Origin of the sequence: uncultured Roseobacter sp., from assembly GCF_947491795.1 — a bacterium.
Classification (GTDB): domain Bacteria; phylum Pseudomonadota; class Alphaproteobacteria; order Rhodobacterales; family Rhodobacteraceae; genus Roseobacter.
Genome location: NZ_CANLKW010000002.1, coordinates 1 through 20,327, shown reverse-complemented (window position 1 = coordinate 20,327; position 20,327 = coordinate 1). Strand labels below are relative to the sequence as shown.

Annotated in this window: 22 protein-coding genes; 15 read left to right on the top strand and 7 right to left on the bottom strand. The window is 55.7% G+C overall.

The window, feature by feature from the left end:
• The first annotated feature begins 12 nt into the window (after positions 1-12).
• From Q1A34_RS06870 to Q1A34_RS06855, 4 genes are all read left to right on the top strand, one after another.
• Positions 13-786: a type 1 glutamine amidotransferase gene (locus Q1A34_RS06870; protein ID WP_300032416.1), complete on the top strand. Its 774-nt coding sequence runs from the start codon at positions 13-15 to the stop codon at positions 784-786.
• Between the two features lie 54 nt (positions 787-840).
• A complete protein-coding gene (locus Q1A34_RS06865; protein ID WP_300032414.1) occupies positions 841-1,650 on the top strand; it encodes a polyhydroxybutyrate depolymerase in 810 nt (269 codons plus the stop codon).
• Positions 1,651-1,726: 76 nt separating this feature from the next.
• A complete protein-coding gene (pheT, locus tag Q1A34_RS06860) occupies positions 1,727-4,126 on the top strand; it encodes a phenylalanine--tRNA ligase subunit beta (protein ID WP_300032412.1) in 2,400 nt (799 codons plus the stop codon).
• Positions 4,127-4,154: 28 nt separating this feature from the next.
• Positions 4,155-4,604, top strand: a complete 450-nt coding sequence (locus Q1A34_RS06855; protein ID WP_300032410.1) for a YtoQ family protein — start codon at positions 4,155-4,157, stop codon at positions 4,602-4,604.
• A 55-nt stretch (positions 4,605-4,659) separates the two neighbouring features.
• Here the strand turns inward: Q1A34_RS06855 and Q1A34_RS06850 are convergent, their stop codons facing one another.
• Positions 4,660-5,364 carry a glutathione S-transferase N-terminal domain-containing protein gene (locus tag Q1A34_RS06850; RefSeq protein WP_300032408.1) on the bottom strand — a complete coding sequence of 235 codons (705 nt, stop codon included), beginning with the start codon at positions 5,362-5,364 and terminating at the stop codon, positions 4,660-4,662.
• A gap of 147 nt (positions 5,365-5,511) precedes the next feature.
• Between Q1A34_RS06850 and mscL the strand changes: the two genes are divergently transcribed.
• Positions 5,512-5,940, top strand: a complete 429-nt coding sequence (mscL, locus tag Q1A34_RS06845; protein ID WP_300032406.1) for a large conductance mechanosensitive channel protein MscL — start codon at positions 5,512-5,514, stop codon at positions 5,938-5,940.
• Between the two features lie 127 nt (positions 5,941-6,067).
• Here mscL and Q1A34_RS06840 read toward each other — a convergent pair whose 3' ends face one another.
• Entirely contained in the window at positions 6,068-6,349 is a 282-nt protein-coding gene (locus Q1A34_RS06840) for a DUF1330 domain-containing protein (protein WP_300032404.1), read from the bottom strand.
• Positions 6,350-6,450: 101 nt separating this feature from the next.
• Between Q1A34_RS06840 and Q1A34_RS06835 the strand changes: the two genes are divergently transcribed.
• Entirely contained in the window at positions 6,451-7,359 is a 909-nt protein-coding gene (locus Q1A34_RS06835) for a LysR family transcriptional regulator (protein ID WP_300032403.1), read from the top strand.
• Here Q1A34_RS06835 and ald read toward each other — a convergent pair.
• A complete protein-coding gene (gene ald, locus Q1A34_RS06830) occupies positions 7,339-8,457 on the bottom strand; it encodes an alanine dehydrogenase (protein WP_300032402.1) in 1,119 nt (372 codons plus the stop codon). The genes Q1A34_RS06835 and ald overlap by 21 nt on opposite strands.
• Before the next feature lie 139 nt (positions 8,458-8,596).
• On the opposite strand from ald, the gene Q1A34_RS06825 reads away from it, so the two are divergent.
• Entirely contained in the window at positions 8,597-9,058 is a 462-nt protein-coding gene (locus Q1A34_RS06825; protein WP_300032401.1) for an Lrp/AsnC family transcriptional regulator, read from the top strand.
• A gap of 66 nt (positions 9,059-9,124) precedes the next feature.
• Positions 9,125-10,279 (top strand): hypothetical protein, encoded by a 1,155-nt coding sequence (locus Q1A34_RS06820; protein WP_300032399.1) that lies wholly within the window; start codon positions 9,125-9,127, stop codon positions 10,277-10,279.
• A gap of 140 nt (positions 10,280-10,419) precedes the next feature.
• Here Q1A34_RS06820 and rpsU read toward each other — a convergent pair whose 3' ends face one another.
• Entirely contained in the window at positions 10,420-10,626 is a 207-nt protein-coding gene (gene rpsU, locus Q1A34_RS06815; protein WP_008207378.1) for a 30S ribosomal protein S21, read from the bottom strand.
• 114 nt (positions 10,627-10,740) lie between these two features.
• Between rpsU and Q1A34_RS06810 the strand changes: the two genes are divergently transcribed.
• The 3 genes from Q1A34_RS06810 to Q1A34_RS06800 all read left to right on the top strand — a co-directional run bounded on the left by Q1A34_RS06810 (position 10,741) and on the right by Q1A34_RS06800 (position 13,311).
• Positions 10,741-11,439: a COQ9 family protein gene (locus Q1A34_RS06810; protein WP_300032397.1), complete on the top strand. Its 699-nt coding sequence runs from the start codon at positions 10,741-10,743 to the stop codon at positions 11,437-11,439.
• A 73-nt stretch (positions 11,440-11,512) separates the two neighbouring features.
• The gene (locus Q1A34_RS06805) at positions 11,513-12,496 is read left to right on the top strand and encodes an NAD(P)H-quinone oxidoreductase (protein WP_300032395.1); all 984 of its coding nucleotides are present in this window, start codon (positions 11,513-11,515) and stop codon (positions 12,494-12,496) included.
• Between the two features lie 380 nt (positions 12,497-12,876).
• Positions 12,877-13,311, top strand: a complete 435-nt coding sequence (locus Q1A34_RS06800) for an FdtA/QdtA family cupin domain-containing protein (RefSeq protein ID WP_300032393.1) — start codon at positions 12,877-12,879, stop codon at positions 13,309-13,311.
• A gap of 149 nt (positions 13,312-13,460) precedes the next feature.
• Here the strand turns inward: Q1A34_RS06800 and Q1A34_RS06795 are convergent, their stop codons facing one another.
• The 3 genes from Q1A34_RS06795 to Q1A34_RS06785 form a co-directional block, all read right to left on the bottom strand.
• A complete protein-coding gene (locus tag Q1A34_RS06795; RefSeq protein ID WP_300032391.1) occupies positions 13,461-14,501 on the bottom strand; it encodes a glycosyltransferase family 2 protein in 1,041 nt (346 codons plus the stop codon).
• 1 nt (position 14,502) lies between these two features.
• Positions 14,503-15,468, bottom strand: a complete 966-nt coding sequence (locus tag Q1A34_RS06790; RefSeq protein WP_300032389.1) for a glycosyltransferase — start codon at positions 15,466-15,468, stop codon at positions 14,503-14,505.
• 132 nt (positions 15,469-15,600) lie between these two features.
• Entirely contained in the window at positions 15,601-16,704 is a 1,104-nt protein-coding gene (locus Q1A34_RS06785; protein WP_300034071.1) for a DegT/DnrJ/EryC1/StrS aminotransferase family protein, read from the bottom strand.
• Positions 16,705-16,887: 183 nt separating this feature from the next.
• Between Q1A34_RS06785 and Q1A34_RS06780 the strand changes: the two genes are divergently transcribed.
• From Q1A34_RS06780 to Q1A34_RS06765, 4 genes are all read left to right on the top strand, one after another.
• A complete protein-coding gene (locus Q1A34_RS06780) occupies positions 16,888-17,445 on the top strand; it encodes a GNAT family N-acetyltransferase (protein WP_300032387.1) in 558 nt (185 codons plus the stop codon).
• Between the two features lie 96 nt (positions 17,446-17,541).
• Complete coding sequence (locus Q1A34_RS06775) at positions 17,542-19,314, top strand: ABC transporter ATP-binding protein (RefSeq protein ID WP_300032385.1); 1,773 nt, start codon at positions 17,542-17,544, stop codon at positions 19,312-19,314.
• A gap of 283 nt (positions 19,315-19,597) precedes the next feature.
• The gene (locus Q1A34_RS06770; protein ID WP_300032383.1) at positions 19,598-19,945 is read left to right on the top strand and encodes a glycosyltransferase family A protein; all 348 of its coding nucleotides are present in this window, start codon (positions 19,598-19,600) and stop codon (positions 19,943-19,945) included.
• Positions 19,942-20,196: a hypothetical protein gene (locus Q1A34_RS06765; RefSeq protein ID WP_300032381.1), complete on the top strand. Its 255-nt coding sequence runs from the start codon at positions 19,942-19,944 to the stop codon at positions 20,194-20,196. Before Q1A34_RS06770 ends, Q1A34_RS06765 begins: the two co-directional genes overlap by 4 nt.
• Positions 20,197-20,327 lie beyond the last annotated feature (131 nt).

Sequence of the window (20,327 nt, the reverse complement as noted above, 5' to 3'; positions counted from 1 at the left end):
GGGAGCCCGGAATTGGCAAAGCGCATTCTGGTCGTGGACAACGACCCGGGAGAGATCAACGCAAGGAAACGCGCGCAATACGGTGAAACCACGGGCGAAGGCTATGCCGCAGCACTGAAGGCCGTGGACCCGGCGTGCGATGTTGCAATTGCAGCCCCCTATGACGGCGATGCTTTGCCGTTGCTCTCTGAACTCGACGGCGTTGTTTTCACGGGCTCGGCAGTAGACTGGACAACCGAAGATCCCCTTGCGGCGGCGCTGGCAGAAGCGATGCGGCGGGTGTTTGCGGCAGGTGTGCCAACGCTCGGCTCGTGCAACGGGTTTCAGCTGGCAGCGTCTGTTCTGGGCGGTGCGACCGCACCATCACCCAACGGTCGCGAGGACGGTCTGGCCCTGGGTATCCGCCTGACTGACGCGGGCCGCACCCATCCGCTGCTGGCAGGCCGCAACGATGGCTATGCCGCGCCCTGTGTACATCGTGACGAGGTCGTCAGAGTGCCGCAGGGTGCTGTTGTGCTGGCTGCGAACAGCCATTCGCCCGTGCAGGCGATGGTCTATGAGCGTGACGGTGTGCGGTTCTGGGGCATGCAGTATCACCCGGAATACAGCCTGAAATTCATCGGTGCGCGTGTGCGGGACTGGGACCTTTTTCCGGATGACAAAGCGGCGGATCTGACCGTGGCAGATGAGGACCCTGACGCCGCGGCCCGCCTGGGCGTCCGTTTTGCGGACATGCAGCCAGAGATGCGCATGACCGAAATCCGCAACTGGCTGCGCAGTCTTTAAGTCATCAGCATCTTGTGAGGTGACAGTGCCGGGTGTGGCGTTAGAGTGCGGAACATGAAGCTTTTTTCTGCTCTTTTGTCCGCCCTGTCTGTTATGCCCGCCGCAGCGTTTGCAATGGGGCCGTGGAAAGATGCCTGTACCGGCCAGACGCCGTGTGAGATCGGCGGCCGCAGTTATCACGTGCTGCCACCGGACGGCTGGGACGGCGAAACCCCGATGCCTGTGCTTTTGCATTTTCACGGCTGGCAACGCCAGGGCACGCTGATTGTGCGCCATCAGCGGATTTCCGGAGCGACCCGGCGGCGTGGTGTTCTGTTGGTGGCCCCCAACGGTCTGGGGCGCAGCTGGGATTTCTGGCGACCCGGTACTCCGGATGTCGATTTTGCCCGGGCGGTTCTGAAAGAGGTCAGGAAAACCTGGCCCGTGACAGATGATCGCATCTATGTCTCCGGCTATTCCTGGGGCAGCAACATGGCCTGGCGTTTTGTCTGCGAGGATGGCGCAGATATCGCCGCCCTGCTGGCCGTTTCAGGTACATTGTCGCAAACCGAAGACTGCCCGACAGCCCCCGCTGAGGTGCGCCAGGTTTATGGTCTGAATGATCAGGTGCTTGATTTTCCGTTCGGCCCGGGCGGTGACACAGAGTACCCGGTTTCCCTGTGGCGCGAAAAATATGGCTGTGCCGACGGTACCGATCAGGGCCCCTGGGCGGCACGCGATTTTCTGACGTTCCGGCGCACAACATGGGATTGTCCCGGGGGACACGTCAGCCTGGATATCCACCCGGGCGGGCATTTCATCCCCCATGGCTGGATCGCACGTCAACTGGATGAGATGCTCGGACTGCCTCCCTCCTATCCCTGAGGCGCAGCAATGGCTTTTCCCCCGCCCGTCTTTGGTCTATCAGAGCGCGGAACCCTAAAGACCCGGCGGATACCTCATGAAATTCACGCTCTCCTGGCTCAAAGACCATCTGGACACCTCTGCGACGCTTGAGGAAATCCTCTATGCGCTTACCGATCTCGGCCTTGAGGTTGAGGAGGTTGAGGACCGCGCCGCGCGTCTGAAGGACTTTACCCTGGGCTATGTCGCATCTGCCGAAAAGCACCCGGATGCAGATCGCCTGCGCGTCTGTCAGGTGGATACTGATGAGGGGCAGAAGCAGATCATCTGTGGTGCGCCCAATGCGCGTCAGGGGATTACGGTCGTTATCGCAAAGCCGGGCGTTTATGTGCCTGGCATAGATACAACCATCGGCGTTGGCAAAATCCGCGGTGTTGAGAGTTTTGGCATGATGGCGTCCGAGCGCGAGCTGGAACTCAGCGACGAGCATGACGGCATTATTGAACTGCCTTCTGGTGAGGTTGGGCAGTCTTTTGTGGACTGGCTGGCGGAAAACGATCCGGCCAAAGTCGACCCGGTGATCGAGATTGCCATTACACCCAACCGCCCGGATGCCCTTGGCGTGCGGGGTATTGCACGTGATCTCGCAGCCCGCGGCCTGGGCAAACTGAAACAGCGTGACGTCGATGCGACAGAGGGCGCATTCCCCTGTCCGGTGAGCGTGACCATCGAAGGGGATACTCTTGAGCAGTGCCCTGTGTTTTACGGCCGGCTGATCCGGGGCGTGGCGAACGGGCCCAGCCCGGCGTGGCTGCAGGACAAACTGCGGGCAATCGGTCTGCGGCCCATCAGCTTTCTGGTGGATGTGACCAACTTCTTTACCTACGACCGCAACCGCCCGCTGCACGTGTTTGATGCGGACAAAATTGCGGGTAACACGCTGCGGGTTCACCGGGCAAAGGGCGGCGAAACGCTGGTTGGCCTTGATGAAAAGGAATACACCTTTGAGGAAGGCATGACGCTGATTTCTGATGCAAACGGAGTTGAGAGCATTGGCGGCGTTATGGGCGGGCTGGCATCGGGCTGTACGGCGGAAACAGTCAACGTTTTTCTGGAAGCCGCTTACTTCGATCCCGTCAGAACGGCCTACACGGGCAGGGGTCTGAAAATCAATTCCGATGCACGGTATCGTTTTGAACGGGGTATTGACCCGGCCTGGACGCCCTATGGGATTGAGCACGCGACCCGCATGATCCTTGATCACGCCGGTGGAGAGGCCTCCGAAGTGATCGTTGCAGGCAAGATTCCGGATACCTCCAGGGCCTACAGTCTGGATGCCGCGCGTGTTCAGTCGCTGGTGGGGATGGAGATCCCCGAAAGCGAGCAACGCCAGACGCTGACCTCGCTGGGGTTTATTCTGGAAGGCAATATGGCCCATGTGCCCAGCTGGCGACCTGACGTTCAGGGCGAGGCGGACCTTGTTGAGGAAGTCGCCCGGGTCGCATCGCTGACCAAATTGCAGGGGCGCCCCCTGCCGCGCCTGACGGATGGCGTCCCAAAGCCGATCCTGTCGCCGATGCAGCGCCGGGAGGCGATTGCCCGCCGCACCTGTGCAGCCCTAGGGTACAATGAATGTGTCACCTACAGCTTTATTGACGGCTCTTCCGCAAAGCTCTTTGGCGGTGGTGATCAGGCGACACAGCTCGAAAACCCGATCAGTTCGGACATGAGCCACATGCGCCCTGACCTGTTGCCGGGTCTGCTGCAGGCTGCGGCCCGCAATCAGGCCCGCGGATTTGCGGATATGGCCTTGTTCGAGGTTGGCCCGGCCTTCACCGGTGGTGAGCCAGGGGAGCAGCAACTGCAGGTTTCCGGTCTTCTGGTCGGCCGCAGCGGACCCAAAGACGTGCACGGCTCATCGCGTGCTGTAGATGTCTTTGACGTCAAAGCAGACGCGGAAGCAATCCTTGCCGCCATCGGCGCGCCTGCCCGTGTCCAGATCATGCGCAACGGTGCAGGCTGGTGGCACCCTGGTCGCCATGGTGTCATCTGTCTGGGGCCCAAAAAAGCACTTGGTGTTTTCGGAGAGGTCCATCCCCGCGTTCTTGAGGCGATGGACGTCAAAGGGCCCGCGATGGCCTTTACACTGTGGCCTGCCGAAGTTCCGATGCCGCGCAAAGCCGGATCCACGCGCGCTGCACTTGAGATCAGCGACCTTCAGGCTGTGGAGCGTGATTTTGCCTTTGTGGTGGATACAGAGGTCGAGGCGCTTACATTGATCAATGCCGCTCTCGGGGCGGACAAGGCGCTGATCGCGGATGTGCGGGTTTTCGATGAGTTTGTCGGAGGCGGTCTGGGCGAGGGCAGAAAATCTCTCGCGCTGACTGTCCGGATGCAGCCAAAGGACCAGACGCTGACGGAAAAAGACATCGAGGCGGTAAGCGCAAAGGTCGTCGAAAAGGTGACCAAAGCCAGCGGTGGCAGCCTGCGCAGCTGATCGCTCCGGCCTCTGAAAGGACAGTGACATGACACTCAAAGTATACCTCTCCGGCGAAATCCACACAGACTGGCGCGAACAGATCATTGAGGGCGCGTCAGCCCTAGATGTCAGCTTTGACAGCCCTGTGACGGACCATGACGCAAGCGATGACTGCGGTGTGGCCATCCTCGGCGCCGAGGAAAACAAATACTGGCATGACCACAAGGGTGCGATGGTCAACGCCATCCGGACGCGCAAAGGCATTGCCGATGCAGATGTGGTCGTTGTGCGCTTTGGCGAGAAATATAAACAGTGGAATGCCGCGTTTGATGCAGGCTATGCCTCGGCACTTGGCAAATCCCTGATTATCCTGCACGGGCCAGAGCACGCACACCCGCTCAAAGAAGTGGATGCGGCGGCACTCGCTGTTGCAGAGGAACCGCGTCAGGTTGTCGAGATCCTGAAATACGTTCTGACGGGAAAACTGCCGGGCTGAAAAACCTCTGACAGGAAGAACAAACGGCGGGCCTGGTGCCCGCCGTTTGTTGTTTTCAGGCCGGTGTACGGGGTGGGATGTTTTTGGCCTTGTCGACGGCCGGACGGGCGTAGAAACGATCCCGGTAACCCACGACGTTTTTGTAGCTCTCGTAGCCCACAACTTCTTTGGCACCATAAAAGTCCAGGGCGTTAACCCAGGGGGCAAGCGCGATATCCGCAATAGAGAAATCGCCCGCGATCCACTCCTTGCCCTCAAGAGCGCCATCAAGAACGCTTAAGAGGCGTTTCGCTTCGTTGATATAGCGTTCCTGCGGTCGCTTATCCTCATACTGAGATCCGGCGAATTTGTAGAAAAAACCGAGCTGGCCCAGCATCGGGCCAAGGCCGCCCATCTGGAACATCACCCATTGAATGATATGCGCTTTTTCAGCAGCATTCTTCCCCAGCAGCTTGCCTGACTTCTCTGCCAGATAGATCAGGATTGCGCCGCTTTCGAAGAGTTTCAGCGGTTCTCCGCCGGGGCCATCGGGATCGATGATCGCGGGGATTTTGTTGTTGGGGTTCAGGGACAGAAACTCGGGGCTTTTGACGTCCGCATCCGACAGGGTCACCGTATGAGCCTCATAGGGAATGCCCATTTCTTCTAGTGCAATAGAGACTTTGACACCGTTTGGTGTCGGAAAAGAATAGAGCTGCAGAACGGACGGATCACTGGCCGGCCATTTGTCATTAATCGGGAAAGCGGACAGATCAGCCACAGGCGTATCTCCTTTAAAGTGTGTATGGGGTAAAACTAGGTACCTTTCCCCGCAAAAACAGTCTCGTAAGCGCGCAGTAATGTGTTAACACGCGCACAGGGGGCACTGCAGCAAACTGCGGGCCTGCAACTTGTGCGAGGGACAGTAATGCTGAACGAATTTAAAGACTTTATTGCCAAGGGCAATGTCATGGACATGGCCGTTGGTATCATCATCGGCGCGGCCTTTACCGCGATTGTCACGTCGCTGGTGGGCGACCTGATCAACCCGATCATTGCGCTGTTTACCGGCGGGATCGATTTCTCTGGCTGGTTCTACGTGATGGGAGAGGACACATTCGCGTCCATCGAGGCCGCAACAGAAGCCGGTGTGCCGGTGTTCGCTGTGGGCAAGTTTGTGATGGCGATCATTAACTTCCTCATCGTGGCCTTTGTGGTTTTCATGCTGGTGAAAATGGTCAACCGGATCAAAGACGCCGCTGAAGAAGAACAGGAAGCAGCACCGGAAGAGCCCAAGGGCCCCAGCGAGCTTGACGTTCTGCTGGAAATCCGCGACGCGCTTGCGAAAAAAGACTGATCAGCCGCCAGGTTGAACAAAAGAGGCCCGCAGTACAAAACTGCGGGCCTCTTTTGCATTTGGTATCTCGGGCATCCGGGCGCCCTGGTTCAGGCCCGCCAGTAAGCGGGGCAGAGGGCCAAAGACATTACAGCAGCGTAATCTGAGTTTTCGCGCCGGTCGTGCGCAGCGCATGTGTCTCTGTCAGATCCGGATCGTTGATCCAGGCGTAAGCAGCCTCACGGTCAGGAAAGCTCAGAACCGCGATCCCGTCGGGCAGGGCGGCATCCCCTTCGATGGTCGTCAGATCTGTTGAGGCCTGAACGATTGCTCCGCCGTGTCGTGCCAGCGCGGCCCCCGCTTTTTCGCGGTACGCGGCCATTGCTTCGGGGTCTTTGAGGTGAAGTGTTGCAACTGCATGTGTGGTCATTGGAAAGTTTCTCCCTGTTTGAGTACCCCCTGAATTTAGGAGTACCTGTGCTGTGCAAAAACCGTTCAACATTGCAAACAGGCTGTGCAATAATGATCGGCATGACGAACTGGGATGATCTGAGGTACGTTCTTGAGTGTGTGCGCCATGGCGGGCTGAGTGGTGCCGCACGCGCTCTCAGGGTGAACCATGCCACCGTGTCCCGCCGCATATCCGCAGCCGAGCAGGCTATGGGTGCGCGCCTGTTTGACCGGCTGCCCGGCGGTTACAGCCCCACCGATGCGGGACGGGAGGCGGCGCGTGCTGCCGAGCGCATGGAAACCGCCGGGCATGAGCTGAGCCGCAGCCTGAGCGCGCGGGACCAGCAGTTAAGCGGGTCGCTCACCATCACAGCGCCGCAGCTGATGGTCGAACGCGTGCTGGCACCGGTGCTGCAGGATTTTGGGAACCTGTATCCGGATATCGACCTGAACGTGATCGCAGCCAACCGCGAGCTCAATCTGACCGCGCTTGAGGCAGACGTCGCCTTTCGGATTTCTGAGACGCCCGGGGATACCCTTGTGGGCCGGCGGGTGACTGAACAGGCGGCAGCAGTCTATATAAACAGACAGCAGGCAGCGCGATTGCGCGATGACCCTTCACTGCCGCTGGACTGGATCCGGTTTGCCCATTGGCCCGGGCCCCCGGACGTGCTGAAGGAGGCCTGGCCAGAGCGGCGTGTCAGGCTGACGGTGGATGATATGTACGCCGCCCTCGCAGGTGTGAGAGCGGGTATCGGTGCCACCCGTATCCCCTGTTTTCTGGGAGATGCCGAGCCGGAGATGGAGCGGCTGGGCCGCCTGCCGCTGCTGCCGTACCGCCCGGTCTGGATACTGACGCATGCGGATCTGCGCCGCACCCGCAGGGTTGTTACGTTTACGGAATTTGCCGCGACCAGGATCAACCGGCTGCGCCCTCTCTTTGAAGGACGCAGCCCGATGTACGATACCTCAGCCCTTTATCGCCAGTGACGGCGAGACAACATCAAGGCCCAGAGCTTTGCCGACCGCGTAGTAGGTCAGCTTGCCAGCATGCACATTCAGCCCGTTCAGCAGATGCGGATCGTCCTGGCAGGCCTGTCGCCAGCCTTTGTCTGCCAGCGCCAGCATAAAGGGCATGGTCGCATTTCCCAGCGCGATCGTAGACGTGCGCGCCACGGCCCCAGGCATGTTGGCCACACAATAGTGCATGATGCCGTCTACGTCATAGACCGGGTCCTGATGGGTGGTTGCGCGCGATGTCTCAAAACACCCACCCTGATCAATTGCGACGTCAACAAGTGCAGCACCCGGTTTTAGCTCTGCAAGCTGTGCGCGGCTGATCAGTTTGGGCGCGGCGGCACCCGGTATCAGAACGGCGCCGATGATCATGTCGGCGGCCTGCGCCAGTTCAAGCGTATTGCCTGCAGATGCATAGCTGGTCTTGAATTGCGCACCGAATGTATCGTCCAGATACCGCAAACGGGCCAGCGATCGATCCAGTACAGTGACATCCGCGCCCATACCGGCTGCGATCCGGGCCGCATGGGTGCCCACGACGCCGCCGCCGATGACCACAACGCGCGCCGGGCCAACACCAGGCACGCCCCCCATCAGCACACCGCGACCGCCATTGGCCTTTTGCAGCGTCCAGGCACCGACCTGGGGCGCCAGACGACCTGCGACCTCGGACATGGGCGCCAGCAGTGGCAGACCACCCCGGTCGTCTGTCACAGTCTCATAGGCGATGCAGGTCGCACCTGAGGCCAGCAGATCTTGAGTCTGTTCAGGATCGGGCGCCAGGTGCAGGTAAGTAAAGAGCACCTGACCTTCGCGCAGCATTTTGCGCTCTGCGGCCTGAGGCTCCTTGACCTTAACGATCATATCCGCGCGGGCAAAAACCTCCTGAGCGGTGTCGGCAATTGCCGCGCCTGCATCGACATAATCTGTATCCTCAAAACCAGCTCCGGTGCCGGCCAGTGTTTCGATCAGCACCTGATGTCCGTGCGCCACAGCTTCGCGCGCCGCGTTGGGTGTCATCCCGACGCGGAATTCCTGTGGTTTGATCTCTTTCGGGCAACCAATAATCATGGGATCTCCTCCAAATCCGTACCTGTACGCTGGATACAGGCGGAAAGGTGCAATCCGGCACGATTTTTGACTCGCGTTAGCGTATAAACTCCGAATAGTCTTCGAAGAAATGTACTAATGGCGGGAGGAAATTGCGACTATGCCGCTGGATACGACCGATAAACGGATTCTCGCGGCCCTGCAGCGCGCAGGGCGGATGTCCAACTCTGATCTGAGTGAAACGGTGAATCTGTCACCGTCGGCGTGCCACCGCCGGGTACAACGGCTGGAAAAAGAAAAATACATCAAAGACTATGTGGCCCTGCTGGATGCCCGCAAAATGGGCGTTCCAACCACCGTCTTTGTGGAAATAACCCTGCAGGCGCAGGCGGATGAGGTCCTGGATGCGTTTGAAAAGGCAGTGTCGCGCATTCCCGACGTGCTGGAATGCCATCTTATGGCGGGCTCCGCTGACTATCTGCTGAAAGTTGTCGCGGAAAACACCGAAGATTTTGCGCGGATACACCGTCAGTATCTGGCGCGACTGCCAGGGGTGGCCCAGATGCAGTCCAGTTTTGCGTTGCGCACCGTTTTCAAAACGACGGCTTTGCCGGTCGACTGACATGTTCATCACGGGTGACAGAAAACGACCGCTGCGCTAGGCTGCCTGCAAGACAGGGTACGCGGAATGCACACCACAACAGCTGTGAAAACGGTCACACCCACTGGCGGTAAGCCCGGCCGCGCGTCGACTTCGCGCGCCGGGGCAGAGCGGGTGGATCCGTCGGGCAGGCTGGACGGTATGAACGACCTCGCAGATGCATCGCCCGCGCAACTGCGGTTGAGTGCGCTGTCGCGGCGTGCAGCGGAATTCTCGCCGGCGCGCGGGCAGCAGGGGCTGGTAGTACAAAGGTATCAGGATCTCGCCATAGTTTATGCGGACGCAGCGTTCGACCGGAACCCGGACAGCGGCCTCGACGACAAAGACGAAATACTGGATTTTTTCCAACGCGTGCAGGCTGTCCTGATGGACGGTGACAATCTGCGCGCGGCACTGACTGCGCTGGCGGCAGAGATGGCTGATGCGGGTGAGACATTGTCAGAAGCTCTGGCACGCAATCTGAACCCGGAAGAGCGAAAGCGCGTAATACTCACCGACTTTGTCCCGGAGCACGCATTCCGCAAACTCGTCTCCGAGGAAGGGTATCTGTTTGAAGACTACGTACAAAAAGCGCATGGCGTCTATTCGCACCAGCTTCAGCACTACATCATCCTGCAAACAATGGGTCTCGATGCTTCCATGCGGGTTCGCGAAGAGTCTCTGAAACCCAGATGGAAAGTCGATGGAAAATACCTGTGGGATAGAGTTGTTGATGGCACGAATTCGCAGATTGCGAATGCCGAGGATCTGACTGTTCCGGACAACCTGACCAGCTATGTGGTCGACACGCTGCAGGCCGAACAGGAAGACGACGACGCGGGTGTAGATGCGGCACTGGGCGAGGTTGTCCGGTCGTTTGAGGAGTTCAGAGCGGACAAACCAAAGTTCCGCCAATACTACCCGCCGCAGAAAAAGCTGCCGAAGGTTCTCAGTAAGGCAAGTAAAAAATATGCCAAACAGACTAAGAAACTGCGCGTAGCAGATCGTAAGGGCAAAGCGGCAAAGAAAGCAGCGGCCACACAGGCACAGCTGGACATTCTGAACGCTATTGCCAACGAGGTGTTCATCTGGACCGCCTCTGTGGGGGGCGTAGAAATGACCTTTGAATGGACAGGCTGGCGCGTGAACAGCTCCGAAAGTGGACCGGTTATCGAGCCATCGATCGGCAAAGTAGTGGCTTAAGGCAGCCAGCTTCTATTCGTCCTGTACAGCCGCGCTTATCTTTGCGCGGATCGTCCGGAAACAGGCCTGTGGCATTAAAAAAACCCCCGCCCGTTGAGGCGGAGGTTTCTCAGACTATTCATTGCCAGCGGCAGAGAGGCTCAGAGCATCCCTTCGCGCTGTGCTTTTTTGCGTGCCAGTTTACGGGCACGGCGGATCGCTTCAGCTTTCTCGCGTGCTTTTTTCTCGGACGGCTTCTCGAAATGCTGCTTGAGCTTCATTTCACGGAAGACACCTTCACGCTGGAGCTTTTTCTTCAGAGCCCGGAGGGCCTGATCGACGTTGTTGTCGCGAACACTAACCTGCATGTGGTTTTCACCACCTTTCTAAGTTGAGTTGCAAGGATTTGCAGGAAGTGGGCATATAGCAAGGAAGAACTATATTGTCCAGTCATACAGTGCGCATCGAAAAGGGAGCAGCCCGTGACCGTATCCAGCGAAACAGCCAGAGAGAAACTGCTTGATGCAGCGCTGATGCACGTGCCTTTCGACGGTTGGTCAGAGGCAACATTCCAGGCCGCAATCCGTGACGCGGACCTTTCGGCAGAGGTGGCACGGTCCGTTTGCCCGCGCGGCGCTGTCGACCTGGCAATGGCTTTTCACAGGCGTGGCGACCTGACCATGCGGGAACGTCTGGCAGAAACCGATCTGTCAGGCATGAAATTCCGTGAAAAGGTCACTGAGGCTGTCTGGCTGCGGCTTGAGGCAGTGGACGATAAAGAGGCCGTGCGCCGGGGGACGACGCTCTTTGCCCTGCCGATGCATGCTGCCGATGGTGCGCGTCTGATCTGGGAAACGGCGGATGCCATCTGGACCACGCTGGGTGACAGATCCGACGATGTGAACTGGTACACCAAACGGGCGACGCTCGGGGGTGTGTGGTCTGCTACGGTGCTGTACTGGCTGGGCGATGACAGCCCGGATCACATGGCAACCCGCGCCTTTCTTGAGCGCCGCATCGAAGACGTCATGCAGATCGAAAAATTCAAAGCACAGGTACGCAACAGCCCCGTGCTCAGCAAACTGATGGCTGGTCCCAACTGGCTGCTGGGGCAGATAAAAGCGCCGACTTCCGTTCGGCGTGATGACCTGCCGGGCAGCTGGACAAGCCCGCGCAACTGAACAGAACGGCATCTTGAGGTTTTCCGCGACGTGCCAGCCTGTTACCAATCAGTCAGGCTGAAGGAATAAACCCATGACCGAAAAAATGCGCGCTGTTGAGATTTCCGGACACGGAGATCCGGATGTCCTGAAACTGACCGAACGTCCGGTGCCAAAGCCCGGTTATGGCCAGGTCGTGATCCGTGTGGCCTGGGCCGGGGTGAACAGACCGGATGCGTTGCAGAGGGCTGGTCTTTACAATCCACCACCCGGCGCGAGCGATCTGCCCGGACTGGAGGCTTCGGGGGAGGTCGCTGCCGTTGGCGATGGTGTTGCAGAGCTGTCTGTCGGCGACGCCGTCTGCGCGCTGCTTCCAGGCGGTGGGTATGCCGAATATGTGGCGACGCCGGCCGCTCATTGTCTGCCAGTGCCGGTCGGGATGGCGCTCAGGGAAGCGGCGTGCCTGCCCGAGACGTTCTTTACCGTGTGGTCCAATGTCTTTGGGCGCGGTGCGCTGAAAGCGGGAGAGCGTTTTTTGGTGCACGGCGGCTCCTCCGGGATCGGGACAACGGCCATTCAACTGGCCAATGCCTTTGGCGCCCGTGTTTTCGCCACCGCAGGCACAGCAGAAAAATGCGAGGCTTGCTCGGGGCTCGGGGCGGAAATGGCGATCAACTACCGCACCGAGGACTTCGTCGAAAGAGTCCGTGCGGTGGGTGGGGCTGATGTCATCCTTGATATGGTGGGTGGCGACTATATTCCGCGCAATCTTAAAGCGCTGGCGGATGATGGCCGTCTTGTACAGATTGCCTTTTTGGGCGGAATGAAGGCTGAAGTGAATTTTGTGCAGTTGATGACCCGTCGGCTGACCATGACAGGCAGCACTCTGCGCCCGCAGAGCGACCTGGCCAAGGCGCGCATTGCCCGCGAACTGCTGGAGGCCGTCTGGCCCATGATTGAAGCTGGCAAAATCGCGCCGGTCATGGATCAGGAATTTGCCCTGGAAGACGCCGCATCTGCGCACAGGAGGATGGAAAGTTCAGGCCATATTGGCAAGATTGTTCTCAGGGTCGCCTGAACTGAATTTGTGGTTGGCTATTTTCCGGCACACCGAGAGTGAGAGACTATCTGCACAGAAGGAAGTGTGGCTTGAACTGTCAGGTTGCGTACAAGATCGTGCACTTTGGATTGATCTCCCAAGAACAGGCAATTTTCGCTCGCCAGCGCCTGAAACTATTGTCCTGCTGGACACGGCGCCAGTCATGCACTTAGCAATCAAATTCGATCACTCCGGCGAGCTGATCACCGCTTCTGAAGCTTAGGATGACGCGACCGACACTAAATGCTGAATGCTTCCGGAAAACCAGTCAGGTCAAAGAGACTGACACCAAGAAAGATTGTTGATATGGAGTTCGGGCTACTCTTCGGTATACTGTTAGCAACGGAGCCATTTCTGCTATGACCGACCAAAAATCTGTGAGTAACGGCTTTGTTCGACTAGTCGACTTGCCTGTCGTCTCAGATCCTCGCGGTGACCTTACCTTTGTTGAAGGAATGAAGCACGTTCCGTTTGATATCCGTCGTGTCTACTACCTCTATAATGTGCCAGTGGACGCAGAGCGTGGAGGTCATGCTCACCGAGAATTGGAACAAGTCGTCTTTGCGCTTTCAGGCAGTTTTCGCATGAAAATTGATGATGGTGAAACCAAGTCAGAATATTGGTTGAGAGACCCCAGAAAAGGTCTCTACATCAACAAGTTAATCTGGCGAGAAATGGATAGTTTCAGTCAGGGAGCTGTGTGCATGGTGCTTGCTTCGAGGCCATACGACGAATCTGACTATTATCGCGACTATCAGGATTTCGTTGCGGCAAGCAAAGTTGGACCTTTGTAACTCTGCGATTGAGCCTGTTGGGAACGACACCGGCTTCATCTTTGGACTCTAAGTGAACAAGGAGGTCTGCGGCGGATACTGTCCGCCTCCATGTTTAATGCAAGAAGCTTTCTGTAATTCAGTAGCGCTCCTGCACGAGCTGTTGGAAATCAGGCATTTCCGGGCAGTGCCGGTGTGTTAGACAAGAAACGCTTTTTGAACCGAACCATTGAAGCAGACAGATAAGCTGCAACAAGAAACCAGGAAAAGGAAAGATGGGCCAGAAGATAGTGCCAGCGAAACAAAGGGTTGCTTACTTTTAGCGCACCCTGTTTCAGCGAAGACCTGAACTGTTCCGTTTGCATTTCTTTCCATACCATTTTGATGCGAGGGCACTCGTTAGCAAGGCTGGGTGTTCTGATGATCAATGAACGCGCACGAATTACAGATCTGAGAGTGCGGAGTGCAAACTGGCTGTGAACGGCAGGATCAAATCCGTTTTCTACGATAAGGCGCCAAATCATGAAGTTATTGTACCCCTCGTCTAAAAGGGCTGGACCCGCCTTTTTGGTAACGGCATTGGAATTGTCTTGGCGATAAAAAAATGTGCCTGTGCAGAAAACAACTTCCTGACACGCCAGAAAAAAGGTGCGTACTGAATATTCATCGGCAAACGCCCCAAAATCGCAAAACCCCTTTTCCTTCAAAAATCTGATAGGCCACAGAGCGTTGCCGGGTATTGTCCAGTCAAGCGATGCCTTGAACGCTTCATGTCCAGTAAGTCGCGCCGTATGATCGCCATGGTACCCGGATATTCTGCGCGTGCTTTTAGCATTTTCATAGTAAAATTCGACTTCTGGCAAAACGGCGTCGGCTCCGGTTTCAACGGCGCGGGAATGCATTTTTTCGAGCCAGTCAATCGAAAACAGATCGTCCTGGGAGCTGTACACAAACCATGTGCCGGTAGCCTTCTTCGCAACAAAGTTTGCGGCTTTTGAAGCCATCCCGAGGTTCGAGCCTGTGTGAAAGTAACGAAAACGTGGATCTCGGCGCGCATGTCTGAAAACAATCTCGTCACTGCCATCGCTTGAACAATCATCGACACACAGAACCTCAAAGTTTTCAAACGTTTGCGCGCTGATTGAGGATAGTGTCTCATCCAGATGTTTCGCGCCGTTGAATACTGGCAGAATTACGGAAACTGCGACCACGCTAGGACTCCTCGTTACCGGTCTTAGGGCGACCGGATTTCCGTCGGCGCCGACTTTCAGAATGGCAGATATAAAGCGCCAGAATCGGGTTCTGCAGCAGCTTTCTGGAGAACTGCGTACGTGTGTCTGAATAGTATGACAAGCCCAGCGAAGACTTGGCTTCTTCTTTTTTGAGTATCTGCCAGATCGGTGAGTCTTGGGCCAGCCCGAAAGTCTTTGCATCCTGCATTCGCTGGCGCATTACCGCATTGCTGGCTGCAAAGCTGTTTTTCCGGCTTTCATTGAAGCCATCTTGTGAGATGTGGTACCCGCTCGAGCTGGTAATCCCACGGCCTAACCGGTATCTGACCAGTTCTTCTCTGATAACCGCCACTTTCTCTTCTAGAGCGGCTCGGAAACCAAAAACAAGGTCTTCATATGCGCACGGGTCCAGTGGCCCGTACTTGTCATAGATCCTGCGATGCCAAGCGCCCGTAGCGCCAAGATAGAGTGACTTCGATCTTGCCGCTTTTTTAAGGTCGGCAGACTGATAGAATGCAGCAGTTCGGAAGTTTCCTGCGACCTTTTCGCCATTTGGTCCTATTACATCCGCATAAGAACAGACCAGCAGCGGATCGTCAGCGATGAACGTATCCAGAATGCGGGAACTTCGATGGGGCAGTGAAACATCGTCTCCGGCCGCAGCAATTATTATGTCGCCAGAACTTATGTCATGGGCCCGCCCGATGTTGCCGGCGAGGCCAAGGTTCTTTTCGTTCCTGTTCAAAATTATTCTGTGCGGCCCATGGTAGCCTTCGACTGTTTTCCGAATCAGACTGAAAGTGTCGTCTGTCGAGCAGTCATCGGTCACTACGATTTCTAAAGGTCTGCCCGTTTGCGAAAGAGCACTTGTCAGCGCTTCTTCGACTGTGCTCGCCTGATTATAAGTCAGTAGCACATAAGAACATCTGAAGTCTTGGGTCGACATCCATTTGTGCCCTTGTTTGCTCAATACTGGTAGCTAAAGGCTTCCTTGCGTGTCAGCAAGTCTGACCGACAATGGACAGCAAAAAGACCTGACCAAACAATTTTTTGGTCCTGGTGCCAGCAATACCGTGGCTCAAGGCTCTTTGGCGTAGCGATTGACTGCATCGATGACCCGGGTCTGTTGGTTCTGCGTCATATGGGGCCCGATTGGCAGGCTGAGCATGTCGCTTGCAAAGCTCTCGGCTAATGGAAAACTGCCTGCTGTGTACCCTGACCTGGAATAAGCCTGCTGTAGATGGGGCGGAACCGGGTAGTGGATCATTGTACTGATCCCTTCCTCTGCCAGCCGTGTCATCAATCGATTCCTTTGAGCGTGACGAATGACAAAAAGATGCCAGACCGGATCGGCCCAATCTGGCACAAAAGGCACCGTCACACCGTCCAGACCGTCAATATAGTTCGATGCGATCTCGCGACGCCTCGAAGTCCAATCGTCCTGGTGCTCCAGCTTCACTGTGAGAACTGCAGCCTGCAAAGGATCAAGGCGGCTGTTCATGCCCTGCACTTCGTTAACATACTTTTCGCGGGATCCGTAGTTGCGCAGTATTCTCACACGTTCTGCTACGTCGGCCCGGCTGGTTGTAACGGCGCCACCGTCGCCCATCGCACCAAGGTTTTTTCCTGGATAGAAGCTCCAACAGACTGCATCGCTGTGCGCCCCTATTCTTGTTCCCTTGTAAGCAGCTCCGTGTGCCTGTGCAGCATCCTCAATAACTGCCAATCCATGTTCCTTCGCCGTTTCGATGATCGGGTCAAGATCAGCAGGTTGACCATACAAGTGAACCGCTATGATAGCTTTGGTTGACAATGTTATTGCCTGTTTGATTCTGTCGGGATCAATATTGTAAGTGCTTGGACTGGGTTCCACCGGTACCGGAATTGCCCCAACGGCTGAAACTGCAAGCCATGTGGCTATGAAAGTGTTGCTCGGCACGATGATCTCGTCACCAGCGCCGATACCAAGTGCTCTGAGGCTTAGGATAAGTGCGTCAAGACCATTTGCGACGCCGATACACTCCCCGGCTTTGCAGTATGCAGCAAATGACGCTTCAAAACTGACCACCTCTGGTCCCAAAATGTACCAACCACTATCCAGAACACGCGCAACAGCAGCATCAATTTCGGGTTTCAGCGCAAGGTATCCGGCGTGAAGGTCAAGGAAAGGAACGGCAGACATATACCCTCGTAAATAGCTGTAAGTTTTTTTGATACACAGAGCTAAACTACTCCCGATCAATCCGGTCGGCCAGATCGCGGAATCAGAGACAACACCGCCATCAGGCTTATTTTTCTGGACGGCCAAGCGTGCGCCCGTCACACTACCTGCCTATAAGGTTCAGGCGTCGGGAAAAACCATTAAATGTTATCAGTGCCCCTCAAGCGTATAGATGGTATCGCGCTTTCATTGCGTCTGGTTGAAGTGCAAGACGCAAAATACATCCATCGTCTGCGACTAAATCCCCGGTACAACTCATACTTGTCAAAAGTAACTGGTACAGTGTCAGATCAGGAGGACTGGATAAGAAGCTATAAATCCAGAGAAGCCGCTGGCCACGAGCTCTACTATGTCGTGGAACGTATCACCGATTCTGTACGCTGCGGTCTTGTTCGGCTTTACGACATGACTTCGAACCGATTTACGTGGGGAAGTTGGATATTGGATGAAAATAAGCCTCCGAAAGCTGCTCTTGAAAGTGCTGTATTGAGTTTCGGCGTTGGGTTTACGCAGCTTGAGCTGTTGACCGCGGATATCGATGTGCGGAATGATAACGTGAAAGCCCGGCGGTTTTATGAGCGATTGGGAATGACCTTTCTGAGTGCGAATGGCACAGATTCCTTTTATGAATACAGCAGGTCGCGCTTCATGAGCGACCTTGAGGGTCACATGGAAATCATCCGAACTGCCCAGAATGCATGACAGCGGCAAAGATCCCGAAAGCGCTTGCCCTTTACAGGGCCGGGTAGGAAGCTTAGCTGTCCTGTGCAAACGCAGAAAGAACTGAGCAACATCCAGATGCTTGCAAAATTCAGGTCAAACTCCAACGGCAGAACTATTAAACGCCTGTTGCGCGAGAATATGCGGCTTCAGGCTGTTAACTATGGTGTTGCGATAGTTGCGATGGTTGTGATCGCCGCGACCACTGCCCTTACCGCCTGGATCATGCAGGATATTATCGACTCGATGATTGAGTCTGGAAATCGTGCAAAAGTCTTCGCCGTCGCGGCTTCTGTAGCGTTGATTTTCACGGTAAAAGGTGTAGCAACTTACGTTCAGGTCGTGTCACTCAGTCGCGCCGGAAACAGTATTGTGGCAGCGCAGCAGCGCAAGCTCTACTCCCATATTCTTCAACATGGCGTGGCGTTTTTCAGTGGTCAGAACTCGTCTAACCTGATGATGCGGGTCACCCATTCTGCCCAGGCTGCGAGACGCGTTATCGAAACACTGGTCATGGGTTTTGTGCGGGATTTGCTGACTTTGCTTGGGCTGATTGCTGTAATGATCTATCAGCAGCCTACTTTGTCTTTGTTCTCCCTGATTTTCGGGCCGATGGCGCTGTATGGCATACGAAGAATTCTTGGACGGGTCCGGGAAATCATGGAAGCTGAACTGGCTTCGATGGCGGAAATCATCAAGGTCATGCAGGAAACAACGACAGGCATCCGGGTAGTAAAGGCGTTTGCGCTCGAAGAAAGTATGACTGAACGGATGAACGGTGCGGTCGCTAATGTCGAGAAACGGGCCAATTCTCTTTCACGGCTTGAAGCGGCTACCAGCCCACTGATGGAAACACTTTCAGGTTTTGCAATCGCTTCTGTAGTCGCGCTCAGTGCTGTCAACCTTTTCGGAGAAGCTGCTACCTCTCCAGGCCAGCTTATGTCTTTTGTCACTGCGCTGCTGATGGCTTATGAGCCCGCAAAACGCCTCGCCAGAATGCGTGTTACGCTGGAAGCGGGGATGATCGGGGTCGGGATGATGTACCAGGTTATCGATACACCAATTTCGGTTGTTCAGGCAGAAGATGCGAAAGCCCTGCCCGATGGCACCAGCATCATGCGTTTCCACGATGTCAGTTTTGAGTATACAGATGGTCAAAGCATCCTGAAGAACCTTAACCTCGTGTTCGAGGCCGGTAAAACTACCGCCCTCGTTGGACCTTCCGGCGGGGGTAAGTCTACTATCATGAACCTGATAATGCGGCTTTATGATCCGACGCGGGGCTGTATCAAAATAGGAGATGTCGATCTCAAAGATGCCACCTTTGAATCGCTTAGGGACAGAATTGCATTTGTTGGACAGGAGACTTTTTTGTTCGCAGGTACAGTACGGGAAAACATTGCTTTAGGCCGCCGAAATGCCACTGACGAGGAGATCGTGGCGGCTGCCAAAGCGGCAAATGCGTACGATTTTGTTATGAATCTGGAAGAAGGCTTTGATTCCGACGTCGGAGAAAACGGTGGCAGTTTGTCAGGCGGGCAGCGTCAGAGGATCGCGATCGCGCGTGCAATACTAAGAGACAGCCCGATACTGCTGATGGATGAAGCGACCAGTGCGCTGGACGCAGAGTCGGAATACCTTGTGAAAGAAGCTCTCGATCATCTTACCAAAGGGCGAACCACAGTGGTTATTGCGCACAGACTTTCCACAGTCATCAGCGCTGACAAAATCGTTGTGATCAAAGACGGAGAAGTTGCAGAACAGGGCGAACTCGCAAGTCTTCTCGAGCAGAACGGTTTGTTCCGGAAATTGTACGATCGCCAATACACCCAGAGCAGTGAGCCTGAGTAGCATTTTTCTGATGGATTTCATGGGTCGCGTACGGAAGCAGTTTGATGACCCGCAGGTCTACTGCGGCATTCGAAACAGTTTGAGAAACGTACCAGAAAGACGAGGTTGACAAAACCAAACCGAAAATGAAGGGCTCGCAATAGGCCCGTGCTGATATTTGCTCATTCCTTGATTGAGTATTTTGCAACGAATCCTGGCGACTGCCCTGAACTTGTCGGGGGCACTCGCCGAGTGTGACCACTAGAACGCGTCTTTTCGCGGAAAATCTCCTAAAGGAGGCCAAATGCGGTTGAGCGATAACCGGCCGGTGGAAGATATCTCCATAATAACAGCCGTTTACAACCATGAAGGTACGATTTCAGATACTCTCGACAGTATTCTGATGCAGGGAACTTCCTGCAGCTTTCACATTTACTGTATGGACGACTCGTCAACTGATCGCAGCGCTGAGTTTCTCGAGGCCTATCGTGTGCGCCATCCGGACAAGATTACAGTTTTTACCAGTGCGCAAAATCAGGGGTCTGGGAAAAAATGTTTCTGCATCACCGGCCCCCGGCCAACGGGGCGTATTGGTGTTTACTTGCGGGAGACGACTATTGGACACGGAAGGACAAACTGGAAAAACAGGTGAATTTGCTCGAAGCTACACCTGATGCTGTAGGCTGTAGCACTCACACCTGCGTATTGAATGAACAAACGGGAGAAAAGGGTCTGATCAAGCCAGAAAAACAACGGTTTAATCTGGTCGATTTGTTGATGAAGAGATTCAAGCTTTACGTGCACCCGTCCGGTCTTCCTTGGCGGAACATCTATCTCGACACCGGTTTTTTCCTTCCACCGGACTATGTCAAGAATGACGTGTCAGGTGTCTTTCCCCCCTAAAACTGTGCCAAAGTTGGCTTAGTTTTGGAGGCGGTATTGATGGCACGGAAACGGTATTCGGATGAGGATATTCTGCGGCTTTTGCGCGAGATTGAGCTGAGCCTGTCATCTGGCTCGGATGTTGTGACAGC

What these genes read in the sequence shown, in the direction of transcription:
- mscL (WP_300032406.1), top strand. Translation starts at nt 5,512, where the DNA reads ATGCTGAACGAATTTAAAGACTTTATTGCCAAGGGCAATGTCATGGAC.
- Q1A34_RS06790 (WP_300032389.1), bottom strand. Translation starts at nt 15,468, where the DNA reads ATGTCGACCCAAGACTTCAGATGTTCTTATGTGCTACTGACTTATAAT.
- Q1A34_RS06770 (WP_300032383.1), top strand. Translation starts at nt 19,598, where the DNA reads ATGCGGTTGAGCGATAACCGGCCGGTGGAAGATATCTCCATAATAACA.
- Q1A34_RS06805 (WP_300032395.1), top strand. Translation starts at nt 11,513, where the DNA reads ATGACCGAAAAAATGCGCGCTGTTGAGATTTCCGGACACGGAGATCCG.
- Q1A34_RS06780 (WP_300032387.1), top strand. Translation starts at nt 16,888, where the DNA reads ATGTTATCAGTGCCCCTCAAGCGTATAGATGGTATCGCGCTTTCATTG.
- pheT (WP_300032412.1), top strand. Translation starts at nt 1,727, where the DNA reads ATGAAATTCACGCTCTCCTGGCTCAAAGACCATCTGGACACCTCTGCG.
- Q1A34_RS06800 (WP_300032393.1), top strand. Translation starts at nt 12,877, where the DNA reads ATGACCGACCAAAAATCTGTGAGTAACGGCTTTGTTCGACTAGTCGAC.
- Q1A34_RS06825 (WP_300032401.1), top strand. Translation starts at nt 8,597, where the DNA reads ATGCCGCTGGATACGACCGATAAACGGATTCTCGCGGCCCTGCAGCGC.
- Q1A34_RS06865 (WP_300032414.1), top strand. Translation starts at nt 841, where the DNA reads ATGAAGCTTTTTTCTGCTCTTTTGTCCGCCCTGTCTGTTATGCCCGCC.
- ald (WP_300032402.1), bottom strand. Translation starts at nt 8,457, where the DNA reads ATGATTATTGGTTGCCCGAAAGAGATCAAACCACAGGAATTCCGCGTC.
- Q1A34_RS06820 (WP_300032399.1), top strand. Translation starts at nt 9,125, where the DNA reads ATGCACACCACAACAGCTGTGAAAACGGTCACACCCACTGGCGGTAAG.
- Q1A34_RS06855 (WP_300032410.1), top strand. Translation starts at nt 4,155, where the DNA reads ATGACACTCAAAGTATACCTCTCCGGCGAAATCCACACAGACTGGCGC.
- Q1A34_RS06775 (WP_300032385.1), top strand. Translation starts at nt 17,542, where the DNA reads ATGCTTGCAAAATTCAGGTCAAACTCCAACGGCAGAACTATTAAACGC.
- Q1A34_RS06785 (WP_300034071.1), bottom strand. Translation starts at nt 16,704, where the DNA reads ATGTCTGCCGTTCCTTTCCTTGACCTTCACGCCGGATACCTTGCGCTG.
- Q1A34_RS06840 (WP_300032404.1), bottom strand. Translation starts at nt 6,349, where the DNA reads ATGACCACACATGCAGTTGCAACACTTCACCTCAAAGACCCCGAAGCA.
- Q1A34_RS06835 (WP_300032403.1), top strand. Translation starts at nt 6,451, where the DNA reads ATGACGAACTGGGATGATCTGAGGTACGTTCTTGAGTGTGTGCGCCAT.
- rpsU (WP_008207378.1), bottom strand. Translation starts at nt 10,626, where the DNA reads ATGCAGGTTAGTGTTCGCGACAACAACGTCGATCAGGCCCTCCGGGCT.